General features: G+C 61.9%; 18 protein-coding genes and 1 pseudogene. 10 read left to right on the forward strand and 9 right to left on the reverse strand.

Features of this window, described 5'->3' with window-relative positions; all coding sequences use genetic code 11:
- Positions 1-96 precede the first annotated feature (96 nt).
- On the reverse strand, positions 97-1,146 hold the full coding sequence (locus XH85_RS16310; protein WP_128932607.1) for an IS110 family RNA-guided transposase: 1,050 nt from the start codon (positions 1,144-1,146) through the stop codon (positions 97-99).
- A 278-nt stretch (positions 1,147-1,424) separates the two neighbouring features.
- On the opposite strand from XH85_RS16310, the gene XH85_RS16315 reads away from it, so the two are divergent.
- From XH85_RS16315 to XH85_RS16355, 8 genes are all read left to right on the forward strand, one after another.
- Entirely contained in the window at positions 1,425-1,889 is a 465-nt protein-coding gene (locus tag XH85_RS16315) for a DUF2840 domain-containing protein (RefSeq protein ID WP_128932608.1), read from the forward strand.
- On the forward strand, positions 1,886-2,398 hold the full coding sequence (locus XH85_RS16320) for a S26 family signal peptidase (RefSeq protein WP_128932609.1): 513 nt from the start codon (positions 1,886-1,888) through the stop codon (positions 2,396-2,398). The genes XH85_RS16315 and XH85_RS16320 overlap by 4 nt, the downstream gene beginning before the upstream one ends.
- Positions 2,380-3,231 (forward strand): lytic transglycosylase domain-containing protein, encoded by an 852-nt coding sequence (locus tag XH85_RS16325; RefSeq protein ID WP_420837888.1) that lies wholly within the window; start codon positions 2,380-2,382, stop codon positions 3,229-3,231. Before XH85_RS16320 ends, XH85_RS16325 begins: the two co-directional genes overlap by 19 nt.
- A 285-nt stretch (positions 3,232-3,516) precedes the next feature.
- On the forward strand, positions 3,517-4,605 hold the full coding sequence (locus XH85_RS16330) for an IS110 family RNA-guided transposase (RefSeq protein WP_128937298.1): 1,089 nt from the start codon (positions 3,517-3,519) through the stop codon (positions 4,603-4,605).
- Between the two features lie 505 nt (positions 4,606-5,110).
- On the forward strand, positions 5,111-6,175 hold the full coding sequence (locus tag XH85_RS16340; RefSeq protein WP_128932610.1) for an IS110 family RNA-guided transposase: 1,065 nt from the start codon (positions 5,111-5,113) through the stop codon (positions 6,173-6,175).
- A gap of 549 nt (positions 6,176-6,724) precedes the next feature.
- Entirely contained in the window at positions 6,725-8,488 is a 1,764-nt protein-coding gene (locus tag XH85_RS16345) for a relaxase/mobilization nuclease domain-containing protein (protein WP_128932611.1), read from the forward strand.
- A 36-nt stretch (positions 8,489-8,524) separates the two neighbouring features.
- Positions 8,525-10,513, forward strand: coding sequence for a conjugal transfer protein TraG (locus XH85_RS16350; protein WP_128932612.1), 1,989 nt, complete (start codon positions 8,525-8,527; stop codon positions 10,511-10,513).
- A 6-nt stretch (positions 10,514-10,519) separates the two neighbouring features.
- On the forward strand, positions 10,520-10,945 hold the full coding sequence (locus XH85_RS16355; RefSeq protein WP_128932613.1) for a ribbon-helix-helix domain-containing protein: 426 nt from the start codon (positions 10,520-10,522) through the stop codon (positions 10,943-10,945).
- A 184-nt stretch (positions 10,946-11,129) separates the two neighbouring features.
- Here XH85_RS16355 and XH85_RS16360 read toward each other — a convergent pair whose 3' ends face one another.
- The 6 genes and pseudogenes from XH85_RS16360 to XH85_RS48040 all read right to left on the reverse strand — a co-directional run.
- Complete coding sequence (locus XH85_RS16360) at positions 11,130-11,936, reverse strand: SDR family oxidoreductase (RefSeq protein ID WP_128932614.1); 807 nt, start codon at positions 11,934-11,936, stop codon at positions 11,130-11,132.
- 32 nt (positions 11,937-11,968) lie between these two features.
- On the reverse strand, positions 11,969-13,243 hold the full coding sequence (locus XH85_RS16365) for an MFS transporter (protein WP_128932615.1): 1,275 nt from the start codon (positions 13,241-13,243) through the stop codon (positions 11,969-11,971).
- Positions 13,244-13,309: 66 nt separating this feature from the next.
- Positions 13,310-13,600 carry a hypothetical protein gene (locus XH85_RS16370; RefSeq protein ID WP_128932616.1) on the reverse strand — a complete coding sequence of 97 codons (291 nt, stop codon included), beginning with the start codon at positions 13,598-13,600 and terminating at the stop codon, positions 13,310-13,312.
- Complete coding sequence (locus XH85_RS16375; protein ID WP_128932617.1) at positions 13,597-14,442, reverse strand: DODA-type extradiol aromatic ring-opening family dioxygenase; 846 nt, start codon at positions 14,440-14,442, stop codon at positions 13,597-13,599. The genes XH85_RS16370 and XH85_RS16375 overlap by 4 nt, the downstream gene beginning before the upstream one ends.
- A gap of 112 nt (positions 14,443-14,554) precedes the next feature.
- The gene (locus XH85_RS16380; protein ID WP_245473661.1) at positions 14,555-16,867 is read right to left on the reverse strand and encodes an ATP-binding protein; all 2,313 of its coding nucleotides are present in this window, start codon (positions 16,865-16,867) and stop codon (positions 14,555-14,557) included.
- A gap of 243 nt (positions 16,868-17,110) precedes the next feature.
- Positions 17,111-17,383 (reverse strand): annotated as a pseudogene (locus XH85_RS48040) (winged helix-turn-helix domain-containing protein); the annotation flags it as partial.
- Between the two features lie 348 nt (positions 17,384-17,731).
- Between XH85_RS48040 and XH85_RS16385 the strand changes: the two are divergent.
- Positions 17,732-19,063, forward strand: a complete 1,332-nt coding sequence (locus tag XH85_RS16385; RefSeq protein ID WP_128932619.1) for an MFS transporter — start codon at positions 17,732-17,734, stop codon at positions 19,061-19,063.
- Positions 19,064-19,837: 774 nt separating this feature from the next.
- Here the strand turns inward: XH85_RS16385 and XH85_RS16390 are convergent.
- Positions 19,838-20,599 carry an SDR family oxidoreductase gene (locus XH85_RS16390; RefSeq protein ID WP_128932620.1) on the reverse strand — a complete coding sequence of 254 codons (762 nt, stop codon included), beginning with the start codon at positions 20,597-20,599 and terminating at the stop codon, positions 19,838-19,840.
- Positions 20,600-20,705: 106 nt separating this feature from the next.
- Positions 20,706-21,917 (reverse strand): MFS transporter, encoded by a 1,212-nt coding sequence (locus tag XH85_RS16395; RefSeq protein WP_128937299.1) that lies wholly within the window; start codon positions 21,915-21,917, stop codon positions 20,706-20,708.
- A gap of 175 nt (positions 21,918-22,092) precedes the next feature.
- Here XH85_RS16395 and XH85_RS16400 point away from each other — a divergent pair, with 175 nt between their 5' ends.
- Positions 22,093-23,028, forward strand: a complete 936-nt coding sequence (locus XH85_RS16400; RefSeq protein ID WP_128932621.1) for a LysR substrate-binding domain-containing protein — start codon at positions 22,093-22,095, stop codon at positions 23,026-23,028.
- Positions 23,029-23,086: the final 58 nt, after the last annotated feature.

Raw genomic sequence — 23,086 nt, forward strand, 5'->3', positions numbered from 1 at the left:
TGCGATCTCACCCAAATCCCCGTCTCCTCGGGAGACGCTGCTTCGCCGTGGCAGAAGGAGAAGGCGCGCGTGGAAGCGGCCGGGTCGCGGAGGCCCCTAATGCGCCGCAGCGACCCGGCCGCGCTTGCCGCCGGCGCCAAACCGGAAGGTCGTACCATCGATCCAGATCTTGTGCAGCAGCACGGCGAGCGCGCGCGCCACCGGGGTCGCCGCGCGCTTCAGACCCTTCTTCCTGGCCAGCCGCAGGCCCCACAGGTTCAGCTTAAAGTTCTTCGGAATGCGGGTGAGGATCGCGATCGCCGCCTCGTACAGCATCGCCCGTGTCAACTCGTCGCCGCATTTGGAGATGCCGCCGATGCGGTCGGTCTGTCCGGATTGATAGCGCCGCGGCGTCAGGCCGAAATGGGCGCCGACATTGGTCGACTTCCTGAATCGTGCGGGATCGTCGACAGTCGCGCGGAATGTCAGTGCCACGAGCGCGCCGACACCAGGAACGGTCATCATCCGCCGCACCGCATCGTCGCTCCGCGCCGCCGCCAGCGCCAGGCGCTGCAGTTTTGCCAGCTGCAGCCGCATTGCGCTTCTAGCGTCCAGCAATGGCGTGACGATCGCCTCCAGCTCCTTCTTCCCGGCCATGATCTCGCGCACCCGCGCGTCAAAGCGGCCGACCGAGATCTCGCCGACCTTGAGGCCAAACGGGCGCAACAGGCCGCGGATCATGTTCTCCATATCCAGCACCTTGCCGAGCAGCGCCTTGCGTCCGACCAGCAGCGCGCGCAGCGTTTGCGCGCCCTCCGATTTGACATGGACCGCACGGAACCAGCCGGTTCGCATCATTTGCACGATGCCCCTGGCGTCGTTGCGGTCGGTCTTGTTCAGCATCGCGTTCAGCGCCGCCTTGGCGTGCCGGATTTCGATGCAGATCACGGACAGGCCTTTTTCGGCGAGCGCCGTGTAGAGCCAGGCCGAGTACGAGAACGCCTCCAGCCCGACGCGCTTGACGTGGATTCCCCATTCGGCCAGGAACAGCTCGATCGCGTCCGGATCGGTCTCGAGCTTCGCTTCCCGGACGACATTGCCGTCGCCATCCACCACGCAAATATTCGTCGCCTCCAGCGACACGTCGAGCCCTGCATAGATGTCCATCGTTCGCCTCCACCGCCGACCGCCGGACCGCACCGCGCGCTCCGTTCGCGAATCGCTGCGAGGCATTTTCGCAGCGGCACGGCCGGCGAGGGGGCACCGGTCAGTACCCCGGCTAACCAGAAATCCTTCGGATTTCTTCTAACGGACCAGGTCGAAAAGCGCATGGAACGTGGCTGGCAAAGCCGGCCCGTCCATCCTGCTGGCCTTCATAAGCCGTACACGCACTTTCCCTCCGCCAAAGCGGACGGCTCCCAGTTCGAGCGCAGGGGAGCCACGGTATGAGCGATCTTACCGAAGTAGAAGTGCTGTGGCTTGAGAAGCGCATTGAAAACCGCGTTCGGTTCGGTCGCATTGTCAAGGAACGGAAGCTTGATCGCCATCGGCGCGTCCTGTCATTTGGGCCCGGCAGCATCTTTGCCTTCGTCCGTTGGACCTCGAGCGACTTTGGAACGATCATTTCGCGGATCGACATCTTGCGCGCAGTTGCGCCAGGTCAGCGTTGCTTAACCGTGCCGTATGTGACGCCCGGCGGAGAGATTTTGCTGCGTCTGTCCTGCTGGCCGAAGGTCGAACGGGTGTTGCAGATGATCGATGCCGTTGAGGCGCTCGGCATCGAACCGGCGGATGTTGCGCCCGATCATTGGCATCACGTTCATAACCGTTTGTCCGTCAACGAGAACCCGCGCCCGTATACGAAAGCGCGCCACCAGGCCTGGCTGCATCGTCAACGGGTGATGCGATGACAGGCCGCTTGAAGATATTGGCCGCGACGTGTGGGACTGCTGCTGCTCTCATCGCGACGGTCGTCCTGGAGCCGCTTCCGCATTATATCTGGAACGCATCCGCGAGCGTGCCGATCGGTCTCTACCGCCTCCGACCGGTGGACCAATTCCAAGTCACTGAATTGGTCGCCGTGCAGCCGCCGGAACCGCTCGCGACGTTCCTCGACCTTAACGGCTATTTGCCCATTGGCGTCCCCATGCTGAAGCGCGTGCTCGCCCTTCCGGGGCAGAGTGTTTGCAGAACCGGCCTCACGATTTCGGTCGACGACGTCGCGGTGGGGGAGGCGAAGGATCACGACAGACGAGGCAGGCCGCTGCCGAAGTGGCAGGGCTGCCGCGTCGTCGGCGACGGCGAGCTGTTTCTGATGAACTGGCAGTCGGACGACTCTCTTGATGGCCGGTATTTTGGATTTCTTCCGGCATCTAGCGTGATCGGCCGTGCGACGCCGGTATGGACGTCGGAGCAGTGATCGTGCCTATTCGACGTGTTCTCCTTGCCATTCCCTTGTTCGATCGATTGCGGGATCATTCCTCCATCTCGATCGATATCTGCAAGGCTGGCGCGAGCCCGACCGCGTGCTTGGGTCGGTTGGGCACGCGCGTTTGTGCTGTCGTGCCCCTGATGCTTCTTCTGACCGCATTCGACAGTTCTGCTTTGGCCCGGAGCGGATCAGCCGCCCAGCCGGCGATCAGTCAGACCGCTCACTCATTTGCCGGCTTCATCAATGAAGCCTCACAACGCTTTGCGATTGCGCCGAACTGGATCCGATCAGTCCAAAGCATCGAGAGTGCTGGTGACGTGCACGCCAGATCGCCAAAGGGCGCAATGGGCCTGATGCAAATCATGCCGGCGACATGGGCGGAACTTCGCGAGCGCTACAATCTCGGGAACGACCCCTACGACCCGCATGACAACATTCTGGCCGGCACGGCGTACTTGCGCGAACTGCTCGATCGGTATGGCTCGCCTGGCGTGTTTGCCGCGTACAACGCGGGACCAGCTCGCTATGAAGAGCATCTCGCTGGTAGCTCCTTGCCAGACGAGACGCGAGCATTCGTCGCAAAGCTAGCAAATCTGCTTGCCATCGAACTGCCGCTGAGGTGGACCTCCAGCGGACAGTCATCAGCAGCTGCGACGTTGTTCGTCGGGCGAGCCAATCTTATGAAAACGCGCGATCGGTTGCCGGCGCTCATGCCGTCCAGCGGTGTCACGACCGCAATTTCGGCGCCCGATGTTTCGCACATGGTTCCCCGGCCAATTGGCGTGTTCGTCCCTCGATCGGATTCGGGAGCATCGCAATGACCAAGTGTGCGGGTTCGCAAGCTGATGGCGTATGGGCGATGCCTTCGGCCCGCGCTCTCTACTCGTCGCTTCGCTCCTCACCGAGCCACCCTACGGGTGTCTCGGCTCTTCGGGTAACGATCGCTATCGCAAGCGCTCGCAAACAGTCGGGGGCGGCCGGGGGACTACGACGGCAGGACGGCCGCCCGTAATCGGTCTGCAGCGGGATGTGCGGCCGCAGCGCAAGTGGTCTGCGCGATGAATGAAGCGCACACTGCGCCGCCTCAGCAACGCGGGAGGCGAGCGATGGAATTCTTCTGTGGCCTGGATGTCGGCATGGACGAGACGGCGATCTGCGTGGTGGACGACAAAGACCAGGTGGCCTTGGAGGTCACCGTGGTAACCGACCCCGAGACGATCAAGGTGGCGCTCACGCCGTATCTCGGCCGCTTGCGCCGGGTCGGCCACGAGGCGGGGTCGCTGTCACCCTGGCTGCACCCGGAATTGCTTCGCCTCGGTGTACCCGCGGTCTGCCTGGAAACCTTCCACGTCCGCGCCGCGCTGAAGGCGCAGCGCAACAAGACCGACCGGACAGACGCGCTCGGCCTGGCGCATTTGATGCGCACCGGTTGGTTCCGCAAGGCGCATATCAAGAGCGAAGCCTGCTACCGGCTGCGGCTGCTCTTGACGCACCGGCGCAATCTGAAGCGCAAGTTTCTGGATCTGGAAAACGCGATTCGGCACTCGCTGAAGGTGTTTGGCATTCGTCTCAGTCATGTTGGCCGCGGCGGCTTCGCGCAGGCGGTGCGCGAGGTGGTGGCGGGTGATGCGCTGGTCAGCGAGCTGATCGATGCCATGCTGAACGCGCGCGCCGCGCTGTGGAAGGAGTACTGCCGGCTGCACGATCTCGTGGTCAAGCTGGTGGCGAGCCATGAACTGTGCCGGCGCTTCATGCAGATCCCCGGCGTCGGCCCGGTGGCAGCGCTGAGCTTCATGACGGCGATCGACGACCCTGCACGCTTCAAGCGGTCGCGTGATGTGGCGGCCTATTTTGGCTTGACATCGCGGCGTTGGCAGTCCGGCACGTCGATCGACGTGCAGGGGCGGATCAGCAAGGCGGGCGATGGCGACGTGCGGCGGGCGCTTTATGAGGCGGCAAGTGCGTTGCTGACCCGCTTCAAGCGCAAGGACAAGGTCAAGACGTGGGGGCTGGCGATCGCCAAGCGCACGAGCCACCGCAAGGCGATCGTTGCGGTGGCACGCAAGCTCGCGGTGATCATGCATGCGATGTGGGTCGATGGCACGTTTTATTGCGGCGATCCGGGCGCATCGCAGGCGGACGTGAGCGCGCGTGCCGCCGCCAAGGACCGCAAGCTGCTCGGAGCCCATGCATGACCAACCCGAGCCGATTGCAGATCAATGACCCGATGACCGCAAGGCTTTGAACACGGAGCTCCGCCACAAGCGGAAGAGACCTGGTGCAGATCAACGACGACGGAACGCACGCTATCTTGCCTGTGGCCACGCACGTGACGTGCGATGTGGACCACGCCGGACTGCCTGTGATGTGGCTCCGTCATGCCGAGGGAAAGATGCGCCGCGACGGCGTCCGCGCTGCCCTGCTGCAGCGAGATTATGCCGTCGATGAGCGCGGAACAGTGCACGGCGCACCGGGACTCCCGGCTGTGGTGGCACAGCGCGTTCAAGCGTGGCGCAGAGGTCCTTGTCGCAAGCGAGAAAGGAAGCGAAAATGGCTGAGAGCAAGCCAACGACACGACCGATTAAGAGGGCTCTTCAAATCGGGCTCCGAGAAACCAGTGCACGGCGATAGCCGCCGTGTGGCGGAATCCGGAGCCCGGTGCAACGACTTAGGTCGTCGTTGCCACACAGGAGAGCTCTGATGAAGCTGTACGTTGGATTGGACGTCGGTCTTAAAGAAACCAGTCTGTGCATCGTCGATAGCGATGGCCTCACGCTCCGCGAAGTCAAGGTGAGCACAGAGCCAGAGGCGATCCGCTCCGCTGTAGAGGGCTACGCGGATCGCCTCGATAGGGTCGGAATCGAGGCGTCATCGCTAGGTATCTGGCTGTATCGCGAGCTGCAGCCAGCGGGGCTCCCGATTATTGTCGTCGAAGCGCGTCACATGCGCGTTTCGCTGTCGACAATGCGGAACAAGACCGACCGGAATGACGCGCGCGGCATCGCGCAGATGATGCGGTTGGGCTGGTATCGCGCAGTTCATGTCAAGAATATCGACATGCAGAAGATGCGCACGCTGCTGACCAGCCGAAAGCTGCTCAAGCGCAAACTGATCGACCTCGAAAACCACATTCGTGGTGCGCTGCGGGCCTATGGGTTGCTCGTTGGAGCCATCGCCCGCGGTGCCTACGAAGTCCGTGTGCGCGAGCTGATCGAGCGCAGCGATCCGATCTTCGTAATGACCATTGAGGCCATGTTGGATGTGCGCCGCGCCATCCTTGAGGGTTACGATCGGCTGCATCGCGTGCTGCTGCAGGTGGTCCAGCATGATGCCGTCTGCCGGCGCCTGATGACGGTTCCAGGCGTCGGTCCCGTTGCGGCCCTGTCGTTCAAGGTCGGCGTCGATGATCCCCGGCGCTTTGCCAGATCGCGAACGGTAGGCGCGCATTTTGGCTTGGCGCCGAGGCGTCACCAGTCCGGCACGTCGATCGACTACGAAGGGCGCATCAGCAAACAGGGCGACGTAGCAGTGCGCGAGGCGCTTTCCGAGGCGGCCGCAAGCCTGCTGCTGCGGGTCAGGAAATGGTCGGCGCTGCGGGCGTGGGGTCTGCGGATCGCCAAACGGTCGAGCATGCTGTGCGCGATCACCGCGGTCGCGCGCAAGCTCGCAAGCATTCTGCACCGGATGTGGGTCAGCGAGACCGACTTCCACGTCGGGTTCGGCGCCAAAGTCACGCAGCGGCTGCGCTTGAAGCCTGCACGGTAGCCGCGGTGCAGATGACGACGGATTAGCGCTGGGTTTACGCCCGGCATGTTGAGGAGGAGCGAAATTAGAGATCCGCGCGCGCGGTGAGCGTCCCCTGGCGGGGCCGCGAAACGGGGAATGTCCGCTATCTCTTGCCTGCTGCCGCCCTTCGGGGACGAGAGCGCCGGACTGCTTGGACAGCCCTGTTTACGAACCTGATGAAGAGCATGCGACGGCCGAAGTGCTGAACGCGAAGGAACGCATGGACCCCGCCTGGTGAATGCTGATCGCAAGCGCGGTTGTGGTGACGCTTGTGCGTTGTCGATGCAGGGAGTCGGTAATGGCTGAAGTTCGAAGAGTCGAAGAAAAGCGTAGGAATGAGTTGACTTTGCCCGCCCGATTAGGAAGGCGAGATAAAAGGGGCTCGCCGGTCGCACCGCAACCCATTGGCATGGCTTGGGTTCTGGCGTGCCGGTCGGTCGGGGCGCGTGCCGTGCTTTGCATTTTGATTAATGTAATCAAAGGCGTTTTCGGCACCGTGTGCGTTTTCGATGGTGGGGAGGCCCTGCCGTGAGCGTGGGCGACAGCGATCTGCGTATTCGGCCTGGGCGCATTCGCAGCACCCGCGCGCCGAAACAAAAGAGCTTCATCAATCAGGTCCTGCGTGCCGCGAAGAAAGCAGGACACACCTCGGGTCAGACCGCAGCCGGCAGCCGTTCGGCGGCCTATGGGCGCTCGACGTTTGGCCGCGGGCGCGTCGCCTTTAGCCGCGCCAGATTGTTCAGCCCGACGCGGCGCGTTGTGGTGAAGGCGCGCGTGGTTCGTCATAAAGGGCGAGCCTTCCGTTCAGCGCCACTGACCGCCCACCTCTCATATCTGAAGCGCGACGGCGTGACCCGGAGCGGCGAGCGTGCCGAGATGTTCGATGCGGGCAGCGACCGCGCTGACAGCGCGGCTTTCGCAGAACGGTGCAAAGACGACCGGCATCATTTCCGGTTCATCGTCTCGCCGGAGGAAGCCGGCGACATGACCGACCTGAAGGCCTTCACCCGCGATCTCGCCAGGCAGATGGAAACCGATCTCGGCACGCGGCTCGATTGGGTGGCTGTCGATCATTGGAATACCGACAACCCTCACGTCCATATTCTCGTTCGTGGAGTAGATAAGGAAGGGGCGGATCTCGTGATCTCCCGCGACTACATCAGCCAGGGCTTGCGCTCACGCGCCGAGGAACTGGTCGCTATCGAGCTGGGGCCAAAGCTTGAGCACGAGATCCGTAATTCGCTGGAGAGGGAAGTCACAGCTGAACGATGGACGCGACTCGACCGAGAAATCCGACTGGCGGCTGATGAGGCCGGCTACATCGATGTTCGGCCGGAGAATCCCGGAAAGTCCGATCCCGAGATCAGGCGCCTGATGGTCGGCCGCCTTAAGCACTTGGAGAAGATGGGCCTTGCCGCACCCGTCGCGTCAGGGGAATGGATGGTAGGGCTAGAAGTTGAGCGCAGCTTGCGCGACCTCGGCATGCGCGGCGACATCATCAAAACCATGCACCGTGCCTTCACCGAGAGTGGGGAAGCGCGCGGCGTCGCCGACTTCGTCATCGAAGGCGGGCAGCCGACGTCGCAGATCATCGGTCGGTTGATCGATCGCGGTTTGCATGACGAACTGACTGGTGAGGCCTACGCTTTGATCGATGGAACAGACGGACGCGCTCATCATGTGCGCTTCCGAGGTCTGGAGGCTTTCGACCACGCACCGTCGATCGGCGGAATCGTCGAAATCCGACGTTTCGATCATACCGGCGATCCGCAGCCCACCTTGCTCCTCGCGACCCGTTCCGATCTTGATCTACCTGGGCAGGTTACCGCGAACGGGGCGACTTGGCTCGACCATAGGCTGGTCGAACGCGACCCCATGCCGCTCGCCATGGGCGGATTCGGCCGCGAGACCCGCAGGGCCATGGAAGCCCGGACCGAGCATCTGATTCAGAAGGGTCTGGCACGGCGGCAGGGCCAACGCATCATCTTGCAGCGCGACCTCCTCAACACGTTGCGCCGGCGCGAGCTGGACGAGGTGGCCGCAAAGGTCTCGGCCGACACGGGGCTAGCTCATGTGGCGGCCGCATCCGGGGAACACGTGGCAGGCACGTATCGCCAGCGGCTGACCCTCAGCTCGGGACGCTTCGCCATGATCGATAATGGGCTCGGCTTCCAGCTAGTGCCGTGGTCGCGCGAGCTCGAAAAGAGGCTCGGCCAACACGTCACCGGCGTCGTCAAGGATGGCGGTGGCATCGAATGGGGCTTTGGTCGGAAGCGCCACCTCGGCCTCTAGGTATCTCGTCAATTCAGTTGCGGAAGGGCGTTCGGGATGTCCGGAACCAAAATCCTCTGGGGACAGGTGATCGTCGTTGGCCTGATCGTTTTGTTGGCCATCTGGGGAGCGACCGAATGGACGGCCTGGCGGCTCGCGTACCAGCCGGAGCTTGGTAGGCCGTGGTTCGAGTTGGGAGGCTGGAAAATCTACTATCCCCCAATCTTCTTCTGGTGGTGGTTTGTCTACGACGCCTATGCCCCTCCGGTCTTTGTCGAGGGTGCCTTCATCGCGGCGTCGGGGACCTTCATTTCGATCGCGGCAGCGATCGGCATGTCGGTGTGGCGGGCGCGCGAGGCCAAGAACGTCGAGACCTATGGTTCGGCGCGCTGGGCTGGTCCAGAGGAGGTTCGAGCGGCCGGACTTCTTGGTCCGGATGGTGTGGTGCTGGGCAAACTCGATCGCGACTACCTCCGCCATGATGGGCCGGAGCACGTGTTGTGTTTTGCTCCCACCCGGTCCGGCAAGGGTGTCGGACTAGTCGTTCCCTCGTTGTTGGCATGGCCGGGTTCGGCCATCGTTCACGACATCAAGGGTGAGAACTGGCAGCTGACCGCCGGTTTCCGCTCCTGTCATGGCCGCGTGCTGCTGTTCGACCCGACCAACCCAAAGTCCTCAGCCTACAATCCGCTGCTCGAGGTCCGGCGCGGGGAGTGGGAGGTCCGCGATGTCCAGAACGTTGCCGATGTTCTGGTGGACCCCGAAGGCTCGCTCGACAAGCGGAACCACTGGGAGAAGACCAGTCACTCGCTTCTTGTCGGCGCCATCCTCCATGTTCTCTATGCCGAGGCGGACAAGACCTTGGCTGGTGTTGCTGCTTTCCTGTCGGACCCGAAGCGGCCGATCGAGGCTACGTTGAAGGCCATGATGACCACACCGCATCTCGGCGAGCATGGGGTCCATCCCGTGGTCGCCTCGACCGCCCGCGAACTCCTCAACAAATCCGAGAATGAACGTTCAGGCGTCCTGTCAACCGCGATGTCGTTTCTCGGGCTTTACCGCGATCCCGTCGTGGCTCAGGTGACTTGTCGCTGCGACTGGCGGATTGCCGATCTGATCGCAGATAGTCGCCCGACGACGCTTTACCTCGTGGTGCCGCCGTCAGATATTTCTCGGACCAAGCCGCTGATCCGTCTGGTGCTGAATCAGATCGGCCGGCGACTGACCGAGGACCTGCAGGCCCGCGATCGAAAGCATCGCGTCCTGATGATGCTCGATGAGTTCCCAGCCCTTGGGCGGCTTGATTTCTTCGAGTCCGCGCTCGCTTTCATGGCGGGGTACGGCATCAAGAGTTTCTTGATCGCGCAGTCACTCAATCAGATCGAGAAGGCATACGGGCCGAACAATGCGATCCTGGACAACTGCCACGTCCGCGTCAGCTTCGCGACCAATGATGAGAGGACGGCGAAGCGTGTGTCCGACGCGTTGGGTACGGCGACCGAGATGAGGGCGATGAAGAACTATGCCGGTCACAGGTTGAACCCGTGGCTGGGCCACCTCATGGTTTCGCGGCAGGAGACGGCAAGGCCGCTGCTGACCCCGGGCGAGGTCATGCAGCTTCCGCCGAGAGACGAGATCGTCATGGTGGCGGGGACAGCGCCGATCCGAGCCAAGAAGGTCCGCTATTACGAGGATAGGCGATTCACCGAGCGGGTTCTGCCGCCGCCTGATCCAGCTACGGCCGGCCGATCGTCGCGCACGGACGGATGGTCAGCGCTCGTACCGTTGAAGCCGACGGCAGGTCCAACTGACAAAGCCACGGAGGCCGAGGAAAACACGGCGAACAGCGGGCTCCGTCGTGAGCCTGAACTCCCCGATCACGTTGCGATCGCCAAGGAGACGACCGAACCGACGCCGGCAGAGGAGTTTGCCGCCGTGCTCGACGATGACGAAGATGCGGCCCGCCAGTCCCGGCTCATACGCCAGCAGATGCGCCGCGTCGCTCGTCAGGTCGCGCTGGACCCGAATGACGGTATGGAGCTCTGAGGCATTATGCGCGACCGGATGAACGTCTACTTCCCGCCAGAACTGCTGAAACAGATTTCCGAGCTTGCCGATCGCAAGAAACTTTCCCGGTCTGCGATCGTGGAGGCGGCGGTAGCCTCGTTTCTGTCACCGGATGGTGCGGACAGGCGGGAGGCGGCGTTCGCCCGGCGCCTGGACCGGCTGTCGCGTCAGATGCAGAGGCTCGAGCGTGACGTCGGTTTGACCGCCGAGTCCCTGGCTCTCTTCATCCGTTTCTGGCTGACTATCACGCCACCGTTGCCCAACGATGCCCAAGCGGCCGCGCAAGTAAAGGGCAGGGAGCGCTTTGAAGGATTTGTCGAGGCGCTTGGGCGCCGCCTGCAAAAGGGGCAAAGCTTTCTGCGCGAGATTCCAGATGATATTCGTCGTCAAAACGTAGCCGAGGAAAGCTAGGGCGCGAGTTCACAAAACGACCGGGAGAGCGCAGATGCCGTCAAGGCTGGAAATCGCTCAGCCTTGACGCACCCAGCACTCGGTCTGGCCTCTTTTGTTTTTGGTAGAAGGGCTTGAGGGGCAATAGCTCTCCTGACGTGAACAGTTCACGGCCAAGCTGCCGCCGCTCGGCGCCCGAATCCTCTCACATGAACCGGTCCGCGCCACCCGAAGCCTCGATCGTGTCGCCTGTCACGAAGCCGTTCCGCGCTGAGCTCAAGAAGGCGGCAATGGCCGCGATTTCCTCCGGCGTGCCAGCTCTGCCGACGGGGGTGAGTTCCGCCGAGATCCGAGCAAGCACTTCGTCATCGCCGAGAGAGCTCATCTCGAGGCGGTTCTTTCGAACCGCGGGAAGCATATTGTTGGCCCAATTGTCGGTCGCGACAGCCCCTATTCCGATTGCGTTGACGAGAATTCCGTCTTTCGCCACCTCGAGCGCAAGCGATCTGGTCAGATTGTTTATGGCTGCGCTGAGGACGTGGGACACGAAGAGCTTCGGATTGGGATAGATTCCTCCGATAGAGGACATGTTCACGATGCGGCCCCATCGTTTCTGCTGCATGTGCGGGATGGCCTCCCTGCAAAGCCGTCGCATCGAGGTGAGCTTGACCGCGGTCATATCGGTCCAATCATCCTCACTCGAGTTCATCAGTCCGCCGGCATGAGCTCGGCCGGCATTGTTGATAAGGATGTCGATCGAACCGAACGTCATGAGGGCTTTGTTGACGAGCGTCCGTGCCGCGTCCGGCGCGGCGACGTCGACATCGACGGACGCGACCTTGGCGCCAGGCGCGCGGAGCAGGATTTCCTTGGCTTGCTCCAGTCGCCTCCGATCACGCGCTGCGATCACGACGGCCACACCGTTCGAAACGAGTTCCTTCGCGACAGCAAATCCGATGCCGGTGCTCGCTCCGGTGACGATGGCGGCTCTGCCGGTAATTCCGAGGTCCATTTTGTTCTCCGATAAAGCGGTTGATGATCAAGTCAGGTCGGCAGCAGCTTGCCCTTGGTTTCGGGAAGCAGGCTCAGCATGACGATTGAAGCGGCGTACAGCAGGGTCAGCATGAGCACGGTGGGTTGGTAGCCGCCGAGCTCGGTGAACAGAAACGCGGTCAGCCAGGGCAACGGAAATGCGACGAGCCTTGCGAGATTGAAGATCAAGCCCGACGCGGTCGACCGTACGCGCGTGTGGAAGAGCTCGGGCAGATAGATCGGCAGCCATGAGAATACACCCAGCGTGAACGTGCCGAGGACAAACACGCAAGCGAGCGAAGCGATGAGCGTCTGCGGTACGAAGTACATCAGCAATCCCGAGAGGATCGCGCCACCGAAGGAGATGTACATGTATGGCTTTCGGCCGATCGCATCGGCCACAAAGCCGGCTGAGACGTAGCCGACAATAGATCCGGCATTATAAACGAGCGCGCTGACGCTTGCCATTGCGGGAGCGGAGAGGCCTTGTTTGGCGGCCAGGCCGCCGATATAGGGACCGGTGAGGGCCGAGATGCCGTAGAAGACGGCGACCGTGATCGAGGCCATTGCCAGCACCGCAAGCGTGCGCAGGACTGACCCAGGCTCGTCGAACATCTCGACCACGGTCCAGCGGCGGCTTCCTTTTGGATGGGCTTCGGTGTCGCGAACCGCTTCGAGCCATAGCTTGGATTCAGGCACGCTCCGCCTGATATAGATCAGAAGCAGAGCGGGCAGGATGCCGATCACGAACATCCACCGCCATGCATCAGGGCCTCCGACCGGTTGCAAGACAAGCCAGAGTCCGGCGGCAAGGAAGAATCCAAATCCGTAGCCGGATTGCATGATTCCGAGAGCCTTGGCCCGCGCGGAGGCCGGCCAGGTCTCCGCGACGAGCGCCGTGCCGGTGCTCCATTCTGTGCCCAGGAACATTCCTGTCAGAAACCTGAGAACGACGAGCATCGTCACTGAACTGCTCAAGGCCGTGAAGGCCGTGAAGGCGCAATAGCCGGCGATCGAAATCATCAGCATCTTCTTGCGCCCGACATAGTCGGCCATGACGCTGCCGATCGTGCCGCCGACAGCCCAGCCCATCAGCGTGCTGCTGAGAGCGGTGCCGACCGCGACACGAACCTGGTCGACTCCATGTTCGGGCAGAAGAGATAGGACGGCCGCGCCGCCGACGAGGATCAGCGTACTTGTCTCGAATCCGTCGAACATCCAGCCAATGAAACTGCTGAGGAGCGCCCGCCTCTGGATAGGGCCGATCGTTCCGGTCGTGCTTGTCATTATCTTTCCTCCCGGGTTCGCCGATGGCGAACGGATGCTTCACTGCTGGCGGCGTTTTGATCCGCTCTATTTTTCTTGGAATGACCTGGGCTGATCCGGCAGGATTGCCCGCATGCGTCCGTTGAAGACGGGAAGTGTCAGGCCGAGCACTTCGAAACGGCACAAGATCAGCAACAGGAATGCCGATGCCCCCTCGTGATACAGCGCGGCGACGTCGCCGTTGAGGAGCGCGTCGCGCTCGGACGGGCTGAGGGGCATCGAAGAGATCGCCGTCGACGGGTCTCTGAGGACAAGCTCCCGAAAGCTCTTGTCGTGCAGCACGCGTCGGCAGAATTTGTTGACCAGATACCCCTTCATGACCATGTCCCTACCGACCATGCCGCGAAGGCATTGCCCAATTGGGGCTGGTTGATAAGAATGTCGGGCACCGACCTGCCGACGGCTCCCAATGCGATCATCCAGTTCAGGAACTCGCCGGCAACGTTGCCGGCTTGGAGCATTCGGGCTTCCGTCGCGGCGTCGATCAGGGCCTGATGGTCGTTTGATCGAATGCAGTCCAGAATCCATCCTGCCCAATCGGGGTCGGGAACGCCGAATGTCTTGCCCTCGAATGCGCGCGGTCCGCCGATTTCGAGGCTGAGGGATCCGCTGGTCACGATCGCGACCCGCGATGCCTCGCTTCGACAGCTCAAAGCGCGAATCCCGTTGGCAAGGCAACGACCGAGGTTGTAGCAACGCGCCGCGGATGGCAGGGGAGGCACGACGCAGTTGATGAAGATAGGGACGATGGGGAGGTCCATCTTGGGCGTCATGAAGTGGAGCGGGACGAGCGCTCCGTGATCGATTTGAAATTCCTGAGTGGAGGAGAAATCGAACCCGTCATTGAAGAAGTTGCGCTGCAGGCCGACGGCTGCTTCCGCATCCACCTCGACCTCGTACCAAGGCATGCCTAGCGTCCGGTCGTTTGGCCCTGCGGTTCGGTCGGCCAAGCCGATCGCGAACGTCGGCAGATTGTCGAGAAAGAACGTGTTGAAATGGTCGTTGTTGACGGTGACGATCAGGTTTGCCCGGACACTCGCCAAATGGCGGCGGATTTTCGCAAAGAATTGTGCCGCTTCGGACCGGTCTCCATTTTGCAGAACTTCCGCGACAAAGCTCGGCGTATGCGGCACTGCGTAAACTGCGACTAGTTCGGCCATCCAAGCGCCTCCCGATGTGGTTGGGTGCAGAATGGTCGGTGAGGTCGTTCAGGCGCAATGACGGTGAATTTCAGACGTCTGAAAAGGTGCGTCGGGCATGCGCGGCCCGAGGTTAATCGGGGGCGCACCCGGCCATCAGGCTCCGAGCCTCCTCGGCCAGCGCGCCAGTGGCGGCAGGCAGGGTCGACAACGCGGAACCGAGGACCTCCCGGGCTTGGGCGACGCGCGCCTCATTGATCAGCAGGCGTCCCAAGTCGATCGCAACCTTGAGCTCCCAGGCGTGGGCGCCGCTGCCCTTCGCCAGCGACAATGCGCGATTTAGCGAATGCTCCGCTGCCGACTGGTCCAACGAGGCCGGCAGGCGCGCCCGAATCCGCGCAAATTCTGGCGTTGCCCAGTTGATCTCTTCATCGCGACCTCGAAGAAGTCCGATGTCGATTTGCGCGAGCGACGCGGCACTCGAAGCCCGGACAAGAAGGTCCCCCACAAGGCTCGAATAGCCGGGATCGAGGTCGATGTCCTTGTGCAGGGAGATCAATCGCAACAGTGCGTCGTCAGGTTGCTTCGCGCCTGTGGCTTCGGCCCAGGTCTGAAAAATCTCACCATAGGCGGTCCAGAACCCGAGCCCGTATTTTGCGCCGGTCTTAATCAGCATGAGCGAGCCGCTCTCGACAGCGTCCCGATCACCTGCCAGCGCATTGACGGTGCACCATCCCTCCGCAAGCGCGCAACACATTGTGCATGCATGATCCAACGAACGAGCTCCTGCGATCGATGCTGAAGCGGCTTCAAAGGCCTTGGCAAACTCTCCCTGGACCCAAAGAACGCGCGACAAGAAGGCGAGCCCTGAGACCCTCTGGTCGAGCCCGAACCGGAACGGTTGGCTGCAAAGTCCCTGGTCGTACCAAGCGAGCGACGTTTCAATCAGCGATCGGGCTTCGCTGTGGTCCCCCAGAAAATGCCGGGATACTCCCACGATGCGTTGCGCCGCCGCCAATGCTTCGGCGTCACCGACCGCCTGTGCCAGCTTCATCATTTCGGCTGCGTGCGCCAGGGCTTGTTTGTATTCGCCGCTGCGCAGAAAGAAGAGCCACAGCCCATACCGCGATTGAAGCTGCGCTTCGACATGGTTCAATCGAACGGCCAGTTCGCAAGCCGATGCCCAAACGGAGCCGGTTTCCTTGACAGGTCCCTTGGCCCAACTGAGCGATGTGCCGAGGGCGACCCGCAATGCAAGCTCTTCTTCCGGCGGAATGCTCGACGACGTTGCGAGTGCCAGGGTCAACCAGCGTTGGCATTCGTCGTGCATCGAGAGCTGAATCCAATACGGGGCAGAACTCGCGAGAATCTTGAGCCCGGTCGGCTTGGCGCCTGCGGGGGAAAAGGCCCAGTCAAGCGCGGCTCGCAGATCGTCGATCTCGCTTTGGTGCTCCCGCCTCCAGACCTCGGTCGGTGCGGTGACCCACTCCCGAGCTCCCGTTTCAACCATCGCAGCCACGAAATCGGCGTGCCGCTGAGCGACCGCCGCAACGTCACTGCTCTCAGCGAGCTTCTCGAGTGCGTAAAATCGAATCGTCTCGAGCAGCCGATAACGCGGACGGGAAGTGTCGACCTCGCAAAGCAGAAGCGATTTCGCGACGAGATCGGCGAGCAAGTCGGAGATCCGCCACGGCTCCGCGAAGTCCGGCCCGGCGACGTGACGAGCCGCGGCGGCGTTGAAATAGGATGCGAAGACGGCAAGCCGGTGAAAAAAACTCCGTTCCTCGGCATTCAAAAGGCTGTGGCTCCAGTCGACCGTGGCCCGCAGGGTCCGATGGCGGGGCAAGGCCGTCCGACGCCCGGCTGTCAGGAGCTTGAACCGGTCGTCGAGACCTACGATCACGCCCTGAAGTCCGAGAGCCGAGACGCGTGCCGAGGCCAACTCAAGGCTCAGCGGTAGTCCATCGAGCCGCCGGCAGATGGCGCAGACATCCCGAAAATTATCTTGCGTCAGCGCGAAAGACTGCGAACTGGCCGAAGCACGGTCGACAAAGAGCTGCACCGCTGCATGCGAGAGCGCCTCTTCCCTGGAGTCGGTTTCAGGCGGCGGAATTGACAGTGGCGAGAGCCGATAAACATGTTCGCCTTCGGCCCCGAGCGGCTCCTGAGCGGTGACTAAAATATGCAATTTGCTGACAGCCCGTAATAGGACCTCCACCGCAACGGCGATGGAGTCCGTTAGATGCTCGCAATTGTCGACGATCAAGAGAAGATGTTTGTCCTTGATATCCTTCAGGATCTGCTCTGGTTGGTCGGTGTTAGGAACTTGCAGGCACCCGGCAATCGTCGACCAAACCAAACTGTCCTCGGTGACGCGAGCCATCTCGACGAGGTGAACCCCGTCAGAAAACACCGGAGCGATGGACCGGCCGACCTCCAGGGCCATACGTGTCTTCCCGATCCCCCCTGGACCCGTGAGGGTGACACAGCGATTTCGCGCGATGAGTCGCGCGATTTCAGAGCACTCCCTTTCGCGTCCCAGCAACGGGGTGAGCGCGAGCGGAAGCTGTGTCGGGGGCAGCGTTCGGTCCGCATCATGGTGCTGTTCAACAGTTCGGCTCAAGCCCGCCAGGCGATAACCCCGACCGAAGTCGGTGGAGAGGAGGTCACGATCAGGGCCGAGAGCTCGCCGGATTGCGGATATCTGGGCTTGCAAGCTGTTATCTTCGATCGCGGCTCCGGCCCATACTTTTTGGATGAGAAGTTCCTTGCTGACGACATCGCCACCGGCTTCGGCAAGAACCAGGAGAACGTCGAAGGCTCGTCCGCCAAGGTCGATCTTGATTCCGTCGCGGAGCAATAGTTTGAGATCTGCAAAGAGTTCGTATCGGCCGAACTTGGTCGATCGGCCTGACACAAATTGCACCGCGCTTCCCCGTTCAGATACGTTCCGCTCTGTCATCCCTGGTCCCGGCAATTATGCGGCCGTCCGTAGATGTACCTGAAACATGAGTTTCAGCCGCGGAACGATCTTTGACGAGCGCGGAAAGCAGAGTCAATTCATGGCGAAAGTGAAACCTAGAAAATGGACCCGGAGTCAGCGACTGGTCCATGGCGCTGGCCCCACAAGTATCAGTTTCCGGTTGAAGGTCGCCTCCTAATAGTAAGGCGGACCCGGCGAGGGTACGGGACCCGCCACGATCAACTGTGTTTTCTTTTTATACGCCGGTCTGCGACGGCAGCAATTTAAGCGAGCCCATAAAAGCTGAACGCGCTATCGGCTCCCACGAGCTGAGAGCAAAGGGCCAGCATGCAAATTCCCGGGACATGGGTTCTCATCGCGCGCGTTTTTCTCCCGTTTGCTGCTGGATACTATCTTTCGTATCTGTTTCGAACGATCAACGCTTTGATCGCCGGTCATCTCTGCTCGGATATCGGTCTTGGGACCGCCGACCTCGGATTGCTGACGTCAGTCTATTTCCTGGTATTCGCGGCGGCTCAGATCCCCATCGGAATCTTATTGGACCGCTTTGGACCGCGTCGCGTCCAGAGTGTTCTGCTCTTGCTAGCCGCGGCGGGCGCCGCACTCTTCGCGGTATCGACCGGGTTCCTTCCCCTCTTGATCGGGCGTGCGATGATCGGGCTTGGCGTGGGGGCTGCGTTCACAGCAGGTCTGAAATCCATCGTCCTTTGGTTCCCCAGGGAGCGCGTTGCCTTGCTGAACGGCTACATGGTCATGCTCGGCTCGCTAGGAGCGGTGACTGCTACGGCTCCCGTTGAACACCTGCTCGCCTGGATGGGCTGGCGGCAACTCTTTAAGATCCTAGCCTCCGCGACCGGTTTGACGGCCATTTTGATCCATGTCGTCGTGCCCGAACGAGGCATTGTCCCATCGACGTCAACCGCCACGACCCTAAGCGATGTTTTTGGAGATCGACGCTTTTGGCGAATGGCGCCGTTGTCGGCCACTTGCGTTGGATCGGCCTGGTCTTTGCAGGGATTGTGGGCATCCCCATGGCTCAAAGACGTAGAGGGACTTGATCGTGCAAGTCTCGTTGCGCGGCTGCTCATCATGTCAATCGTATTGAGCTGTGGCGCGTGGTTGTTCGGTGCGATAGTCCATTATATCAGACGAAGAGGAGCGGCGACGGAGACTATCTTGGTGATAGTCGCAGTGCTGTTTATTCTAGCTGAGCTAGCCTTGACCGTGCGAGCGCCACTGCCGTCCTTCTTGCCGTGGTGCGTTGTCGCAATTACGGGAGCCGCAACCGTGGTGAGCTTCGCGGTGATGGCGGATTACTTTCCGCCGGAGCTTGCCGGTCGTGCCAATGGTGCCTTGAACGTGTTGCATTTTGGTTGGGCATTCCTGGCACAATACGCAACAGGCCTGATCCTGGAGCAATGGTCTGGGAATGATGGCCAAAGGTCCGTCCGGGCCTACCAAGTCGCGCTTAACCTCAATGTAGCACTGCAGATCGCCGCGTTGATCTGGTTCGCACTGCCCTGGCGCCGATGCGTTGCTTCATGGATGGGCTCGATCTCTTTCTTCAGGCCGGCTTCTAGTTCCAACGCTGTCGAGTCAGTTGGTCACTTTGAGGACTCGGTTGTCCTCCTGCCCGGAGATGATGATGCGAAGTGGTGAGTAGCAACTGACAGCGACCCGATAGGCTTGAGTAGCGCGACAAAGACCGGTTCTCAGTCTTTCTCTTTGCACGTCGGTCTACGATCAACGAAAGCGGCTGTTGCGCCAAATCCATTGGTGCCTGTTCTAGTCTCACCTCGGACAGGCTCTGTTGATCCACTCTCATTTAGGATGAAGGGCCGGTCTCAACCATAGCCCCAAGGAGGAGAAAGACATCGATCTTTTCTGCTGCCGATTGTTGATCGGCCGTTGCCTAGTTTCTATCGGCGGACGGAGCGGACAGACGGGGCGCAGCATTTGCTCGATGTCCCGAGCTGCTGTCGGCAGATCCAGAGGGGGAGCGCGACGTTGTTTGACGACTGAGACATTGGCTCTCTTCATCCTTTCGCGTAAACATTACAATACCATTACCAAACGATGCGCACATGGCTGCGCAGGCAAGATGAAGGGAGTATTTGTAGGATTGCCGCGGCGCTGGGGCGACGTTAGTTTTGAGCGCGAGGTTCGGAAGATACCCGCGCTCAGAGGCGGGCGACTAACCCCGACTTGGTGGCCAAGATACGTTCTCGCTTCAGTCCCTCCGTTTTGTGCGCCAGCCCTGCGGCGCACCAATTTAGCCAGCTGGCAAAAAGCTGGGCGTGCTATGGCCCGAACGAACTGCGCAAGCAAGAGGGCGCACGCCATGCGCTTTTTTTCTTTTTCTTCGAGTGATGCTGAGGCAAAGGTGATGGTGTGAGAGTTGTTTCAGCGATGATCGAGGCGCAGTGTTGTTGCTCACTTGCCACCGGTGACATCGAGGAACGTACCGGTGACGAACGAAGCCTCGGCGCCGGCCAACCACAGGATTGCCCGCGCGACCTCTTCAGGCTGACCGCCTCGTCCCATCGGGATCGAGTCCTTGACGCGATCTACCCGCCCCGGCTCTCCGCCGCTCGCATGCATCTCGGTGTAGATGTGTCCGGGGCGAATGCAGTTGACGCGGATTCCATCGCGCGCGACCTCCTTGGCGAAACCGGTCGTGAACGTCTCCAGCGCGCCCTTAGACGCGGCGTAGTCGAGATATTCGCCCGGACTGCCGAGCCGGGCCGACGCCGATGAGACGTTGATCACGGAGCCGCCCCGCCCGTTGTGACGATAGGACATCCGCTTCGCGGCCTGCTGTGCGCAGAGAATGGGGCCGATCGCGTTGACGGCGAAGATCCGCTGCATCCGCCCGAAACCGAGATCCTCCAGCCGGGACTGCCGCGCAAGGACCGCAGCGTTGTTCACCAGCACATCGATCCGGCCGAACTCCCGGTCGATCGCCGCGAAGAGCTGTGCCACCTGCTCCGGATCCGCGCTATCTGCGCGCACCGGCAACGCACGGCGCCCCGCGGCTTCCACATCAGCCGCCACTGCAAGGGCGGCAGCTTCGTTGGAGACGAAGCTGATCGCGACATCGTAGCCCCGTGCGGCAGCAAGCCGCGCAGTCGCCGCGCCGACGCCCCGACTTCCACCCGTTATCAGAATGAGCGGCGCCTGCGAGATGGTATCCATTGAGCGAACCTCCATGTGGTGGATGGGATGATGATCCGGACGGTGACCGGCTGAATGCGGACGGCGCGGCGGCTTTGGCCGTTCAGCCGCCCATCCGGCACCGCCATCATACGGACTTTTCGCACGGTCCCGCGGCGGAGCTGCGCAGATGGGGCCGCAACGCCAGCACGAGTGGGACGACCAGGACGGCAGTCGCCGACGAGGCCAGCACGCCGATCTTCTGACTGCTGTGATCGGCAATCGCGCCGTAGAGGATCGGCGCGAGACCTCCTGCGCCGATGACGCTCGTATAGAAGACCGCGAAAGCCCGCTCCGTATCGCCGTCGGAAAGCTCCGGCACGGTGCCATAGAGCACCGAAGAGGTGCCGTTCAGCACGATGCCGAGCAACGGCAGCAGGATGAACGTTGGCGTCAATGGCGTGAACAGCGTCGCCGCGATGAGCAAGGCGGTTGCGGCCTCCGTCACCACGACGCTGCCGACGACACCCAGCCGCTCGCCGAGCCAGCCGAATGTCGCCTTGCCGAACGCGCCACCGATGAACAGCACGGCAAGCGCCAATCCGACGGCCGGCAAGTCCCCGCCCTGTCCATGGATGAGGAAGGGCAGAAACAGCAGATATCCCATGCGGGTCGCCGTATCGAGCGCGCCGATCGTCGTGAGGATACCAAAGCCGCCGCGGCCGCGGCCGGACGTCGCCTCTCCCGTAACATTCCTCGTCACGGAGGCCGCCGGTGCCAGCGACACCAGCGCGGCCACCAGGACGATTCCAAGCACCGCCATCAAGCCCAACACCGACTGCCAGGCGAAGATCGGCAGCAGCACCGCGACTAGCGCCGGCAGCACGGCTTTTCCGAGATCGCCGGAAAAGTTGTAGATGCCGAGCGGATGTCGCGACGCCGTGCCGTAGCTGTCGGTGACGAGCATCGAACCGCGTGGGTGCTGGATGCTCGATCCGATGCCGGCCATGACGAGGCCGACGCAAAGACCCGCAAAGCCGAACGGCAGCGCCATGATCAGCAAGCCCGCCGCCGCAGCGACGGTGGACAGGATCAGCGCCGCGCGCGGCGACAAGCCGCGAAGAGCTCGGTCGGCCGGAATCTGCATGCCCCCCATCGTCCCGAAATACAGCGCGCGCACGACGGCGAGCGCCGCATAGGACAGGCCGAACTGCGCCTGCCAGACCGGCAGGAAGGCATAGAGACCGTCGGTATAGCCGTCATGAAGCGCGTGGGTGAGGCACGCAGCCAGCAGGCTGCGCGATTTCGCCGGGGCCGACGAGCCTGATGCGGTTTCGCGCGGACGGCTCCCAGCCCCCATCGCCGCGTCGTTCACGTCAATTCCTCCCGCTTCCGGGCTGAAGAGAGAAAATCTACACTGTGATCCGTCTCGGACCCGCCGATCCACTGGTGCCTCATGACAAATTCATCCTGGACTATTGAGGCGACCGTCGCAAACCAGTAATAATCGATCTATGAGTTAGGATCTCTATCTTATGAGTATTCCCGTCCAGCGCAGGACCTTGCCACCGCTCAACGCCGTCCGCGCCTTCGAAGCGGCAGCCCGCCTCGGCAGTTTCAAGGAGGCGGCCAGCGAATTGGGCGTGACGCATGGCGCGATCAGTCAGCAGGTGCGCCTGCTTGAGGACCGGTTGGGGGCGCCGGCGCTGTTCTGGCGCTCGACGCGGCGCGTCTCGCTCACGCCGGCCGGCGCGGCGCTATTCGAAGAGCTCAGCCCGGCGCTCGACCGCATTTCGTTCGCCGTCCAGCGCCATCGCGCAACCCACGGCGAAGTGCCGGCGGCCGTGCTGCGCGTCAATGCACTGGCGACGTTCAGCATGCGCTGGCTGCTTCCACGGCTGAGCCGTTTTCGCGACGAGCGATCGGATATCGAGGTCCGCCTCACCACTTCGAACGACCCGATCGATGCGCTCGCCGACAACTTCGACGTAGTCATCCGCGGTGGCCCGGATTCTTTTCATGGCTTCACGTCGCGGCTGTTTCTTTCGGAGCGGCGGCTGCCGGTCTGCAGCCCCGCATTGGTCGCGAAACTTCCCCTGGAGGAAATTTCTGATCTCGCGCAGCACACACTGCTGAATGTCACGTCGATGCCACGGCTTTGGCAAGATTGGTTGGTGAAGGCCGGACATCCTCGCCTTACCCCCACAGCGACGCTAACATTCGATCACTTCTTCCTGACCATTCAGGCGGCGATCGATGGTTTAGGAGTAGCAATGGGACCGACTGCTCTGATCGGCGATGACGTCGCCGCGGGCCGCTTAATCGCGCCGTTTCCAGACGTCAGCCTTCCGGCGAGGAGCTACTTCGCGTACCTGCCGGCAGGAAGGGAAAGCGGTTCACAAACAGCAGTGTTTTGCGATTGGCTGGAAGAAGAGGGACGGCAATCCGCTGGCAAGCCAACGGCCCCATGACACGGGCGAACAGGGTTGGACAGCCGGCTGGGACCTCGGCCTATTTCGTAGAGAGCTG

The organism is Bradyrhizobium zhanjiangense, from assembly GCF_004114935.1.
GTDB lineage: Bacteria > Pseudomonadota > Alphaproteobacteria > Rhizobiales > Xanthobacteraceae > Bradyrhizobium > Bradyrhizobium zhanjiangense.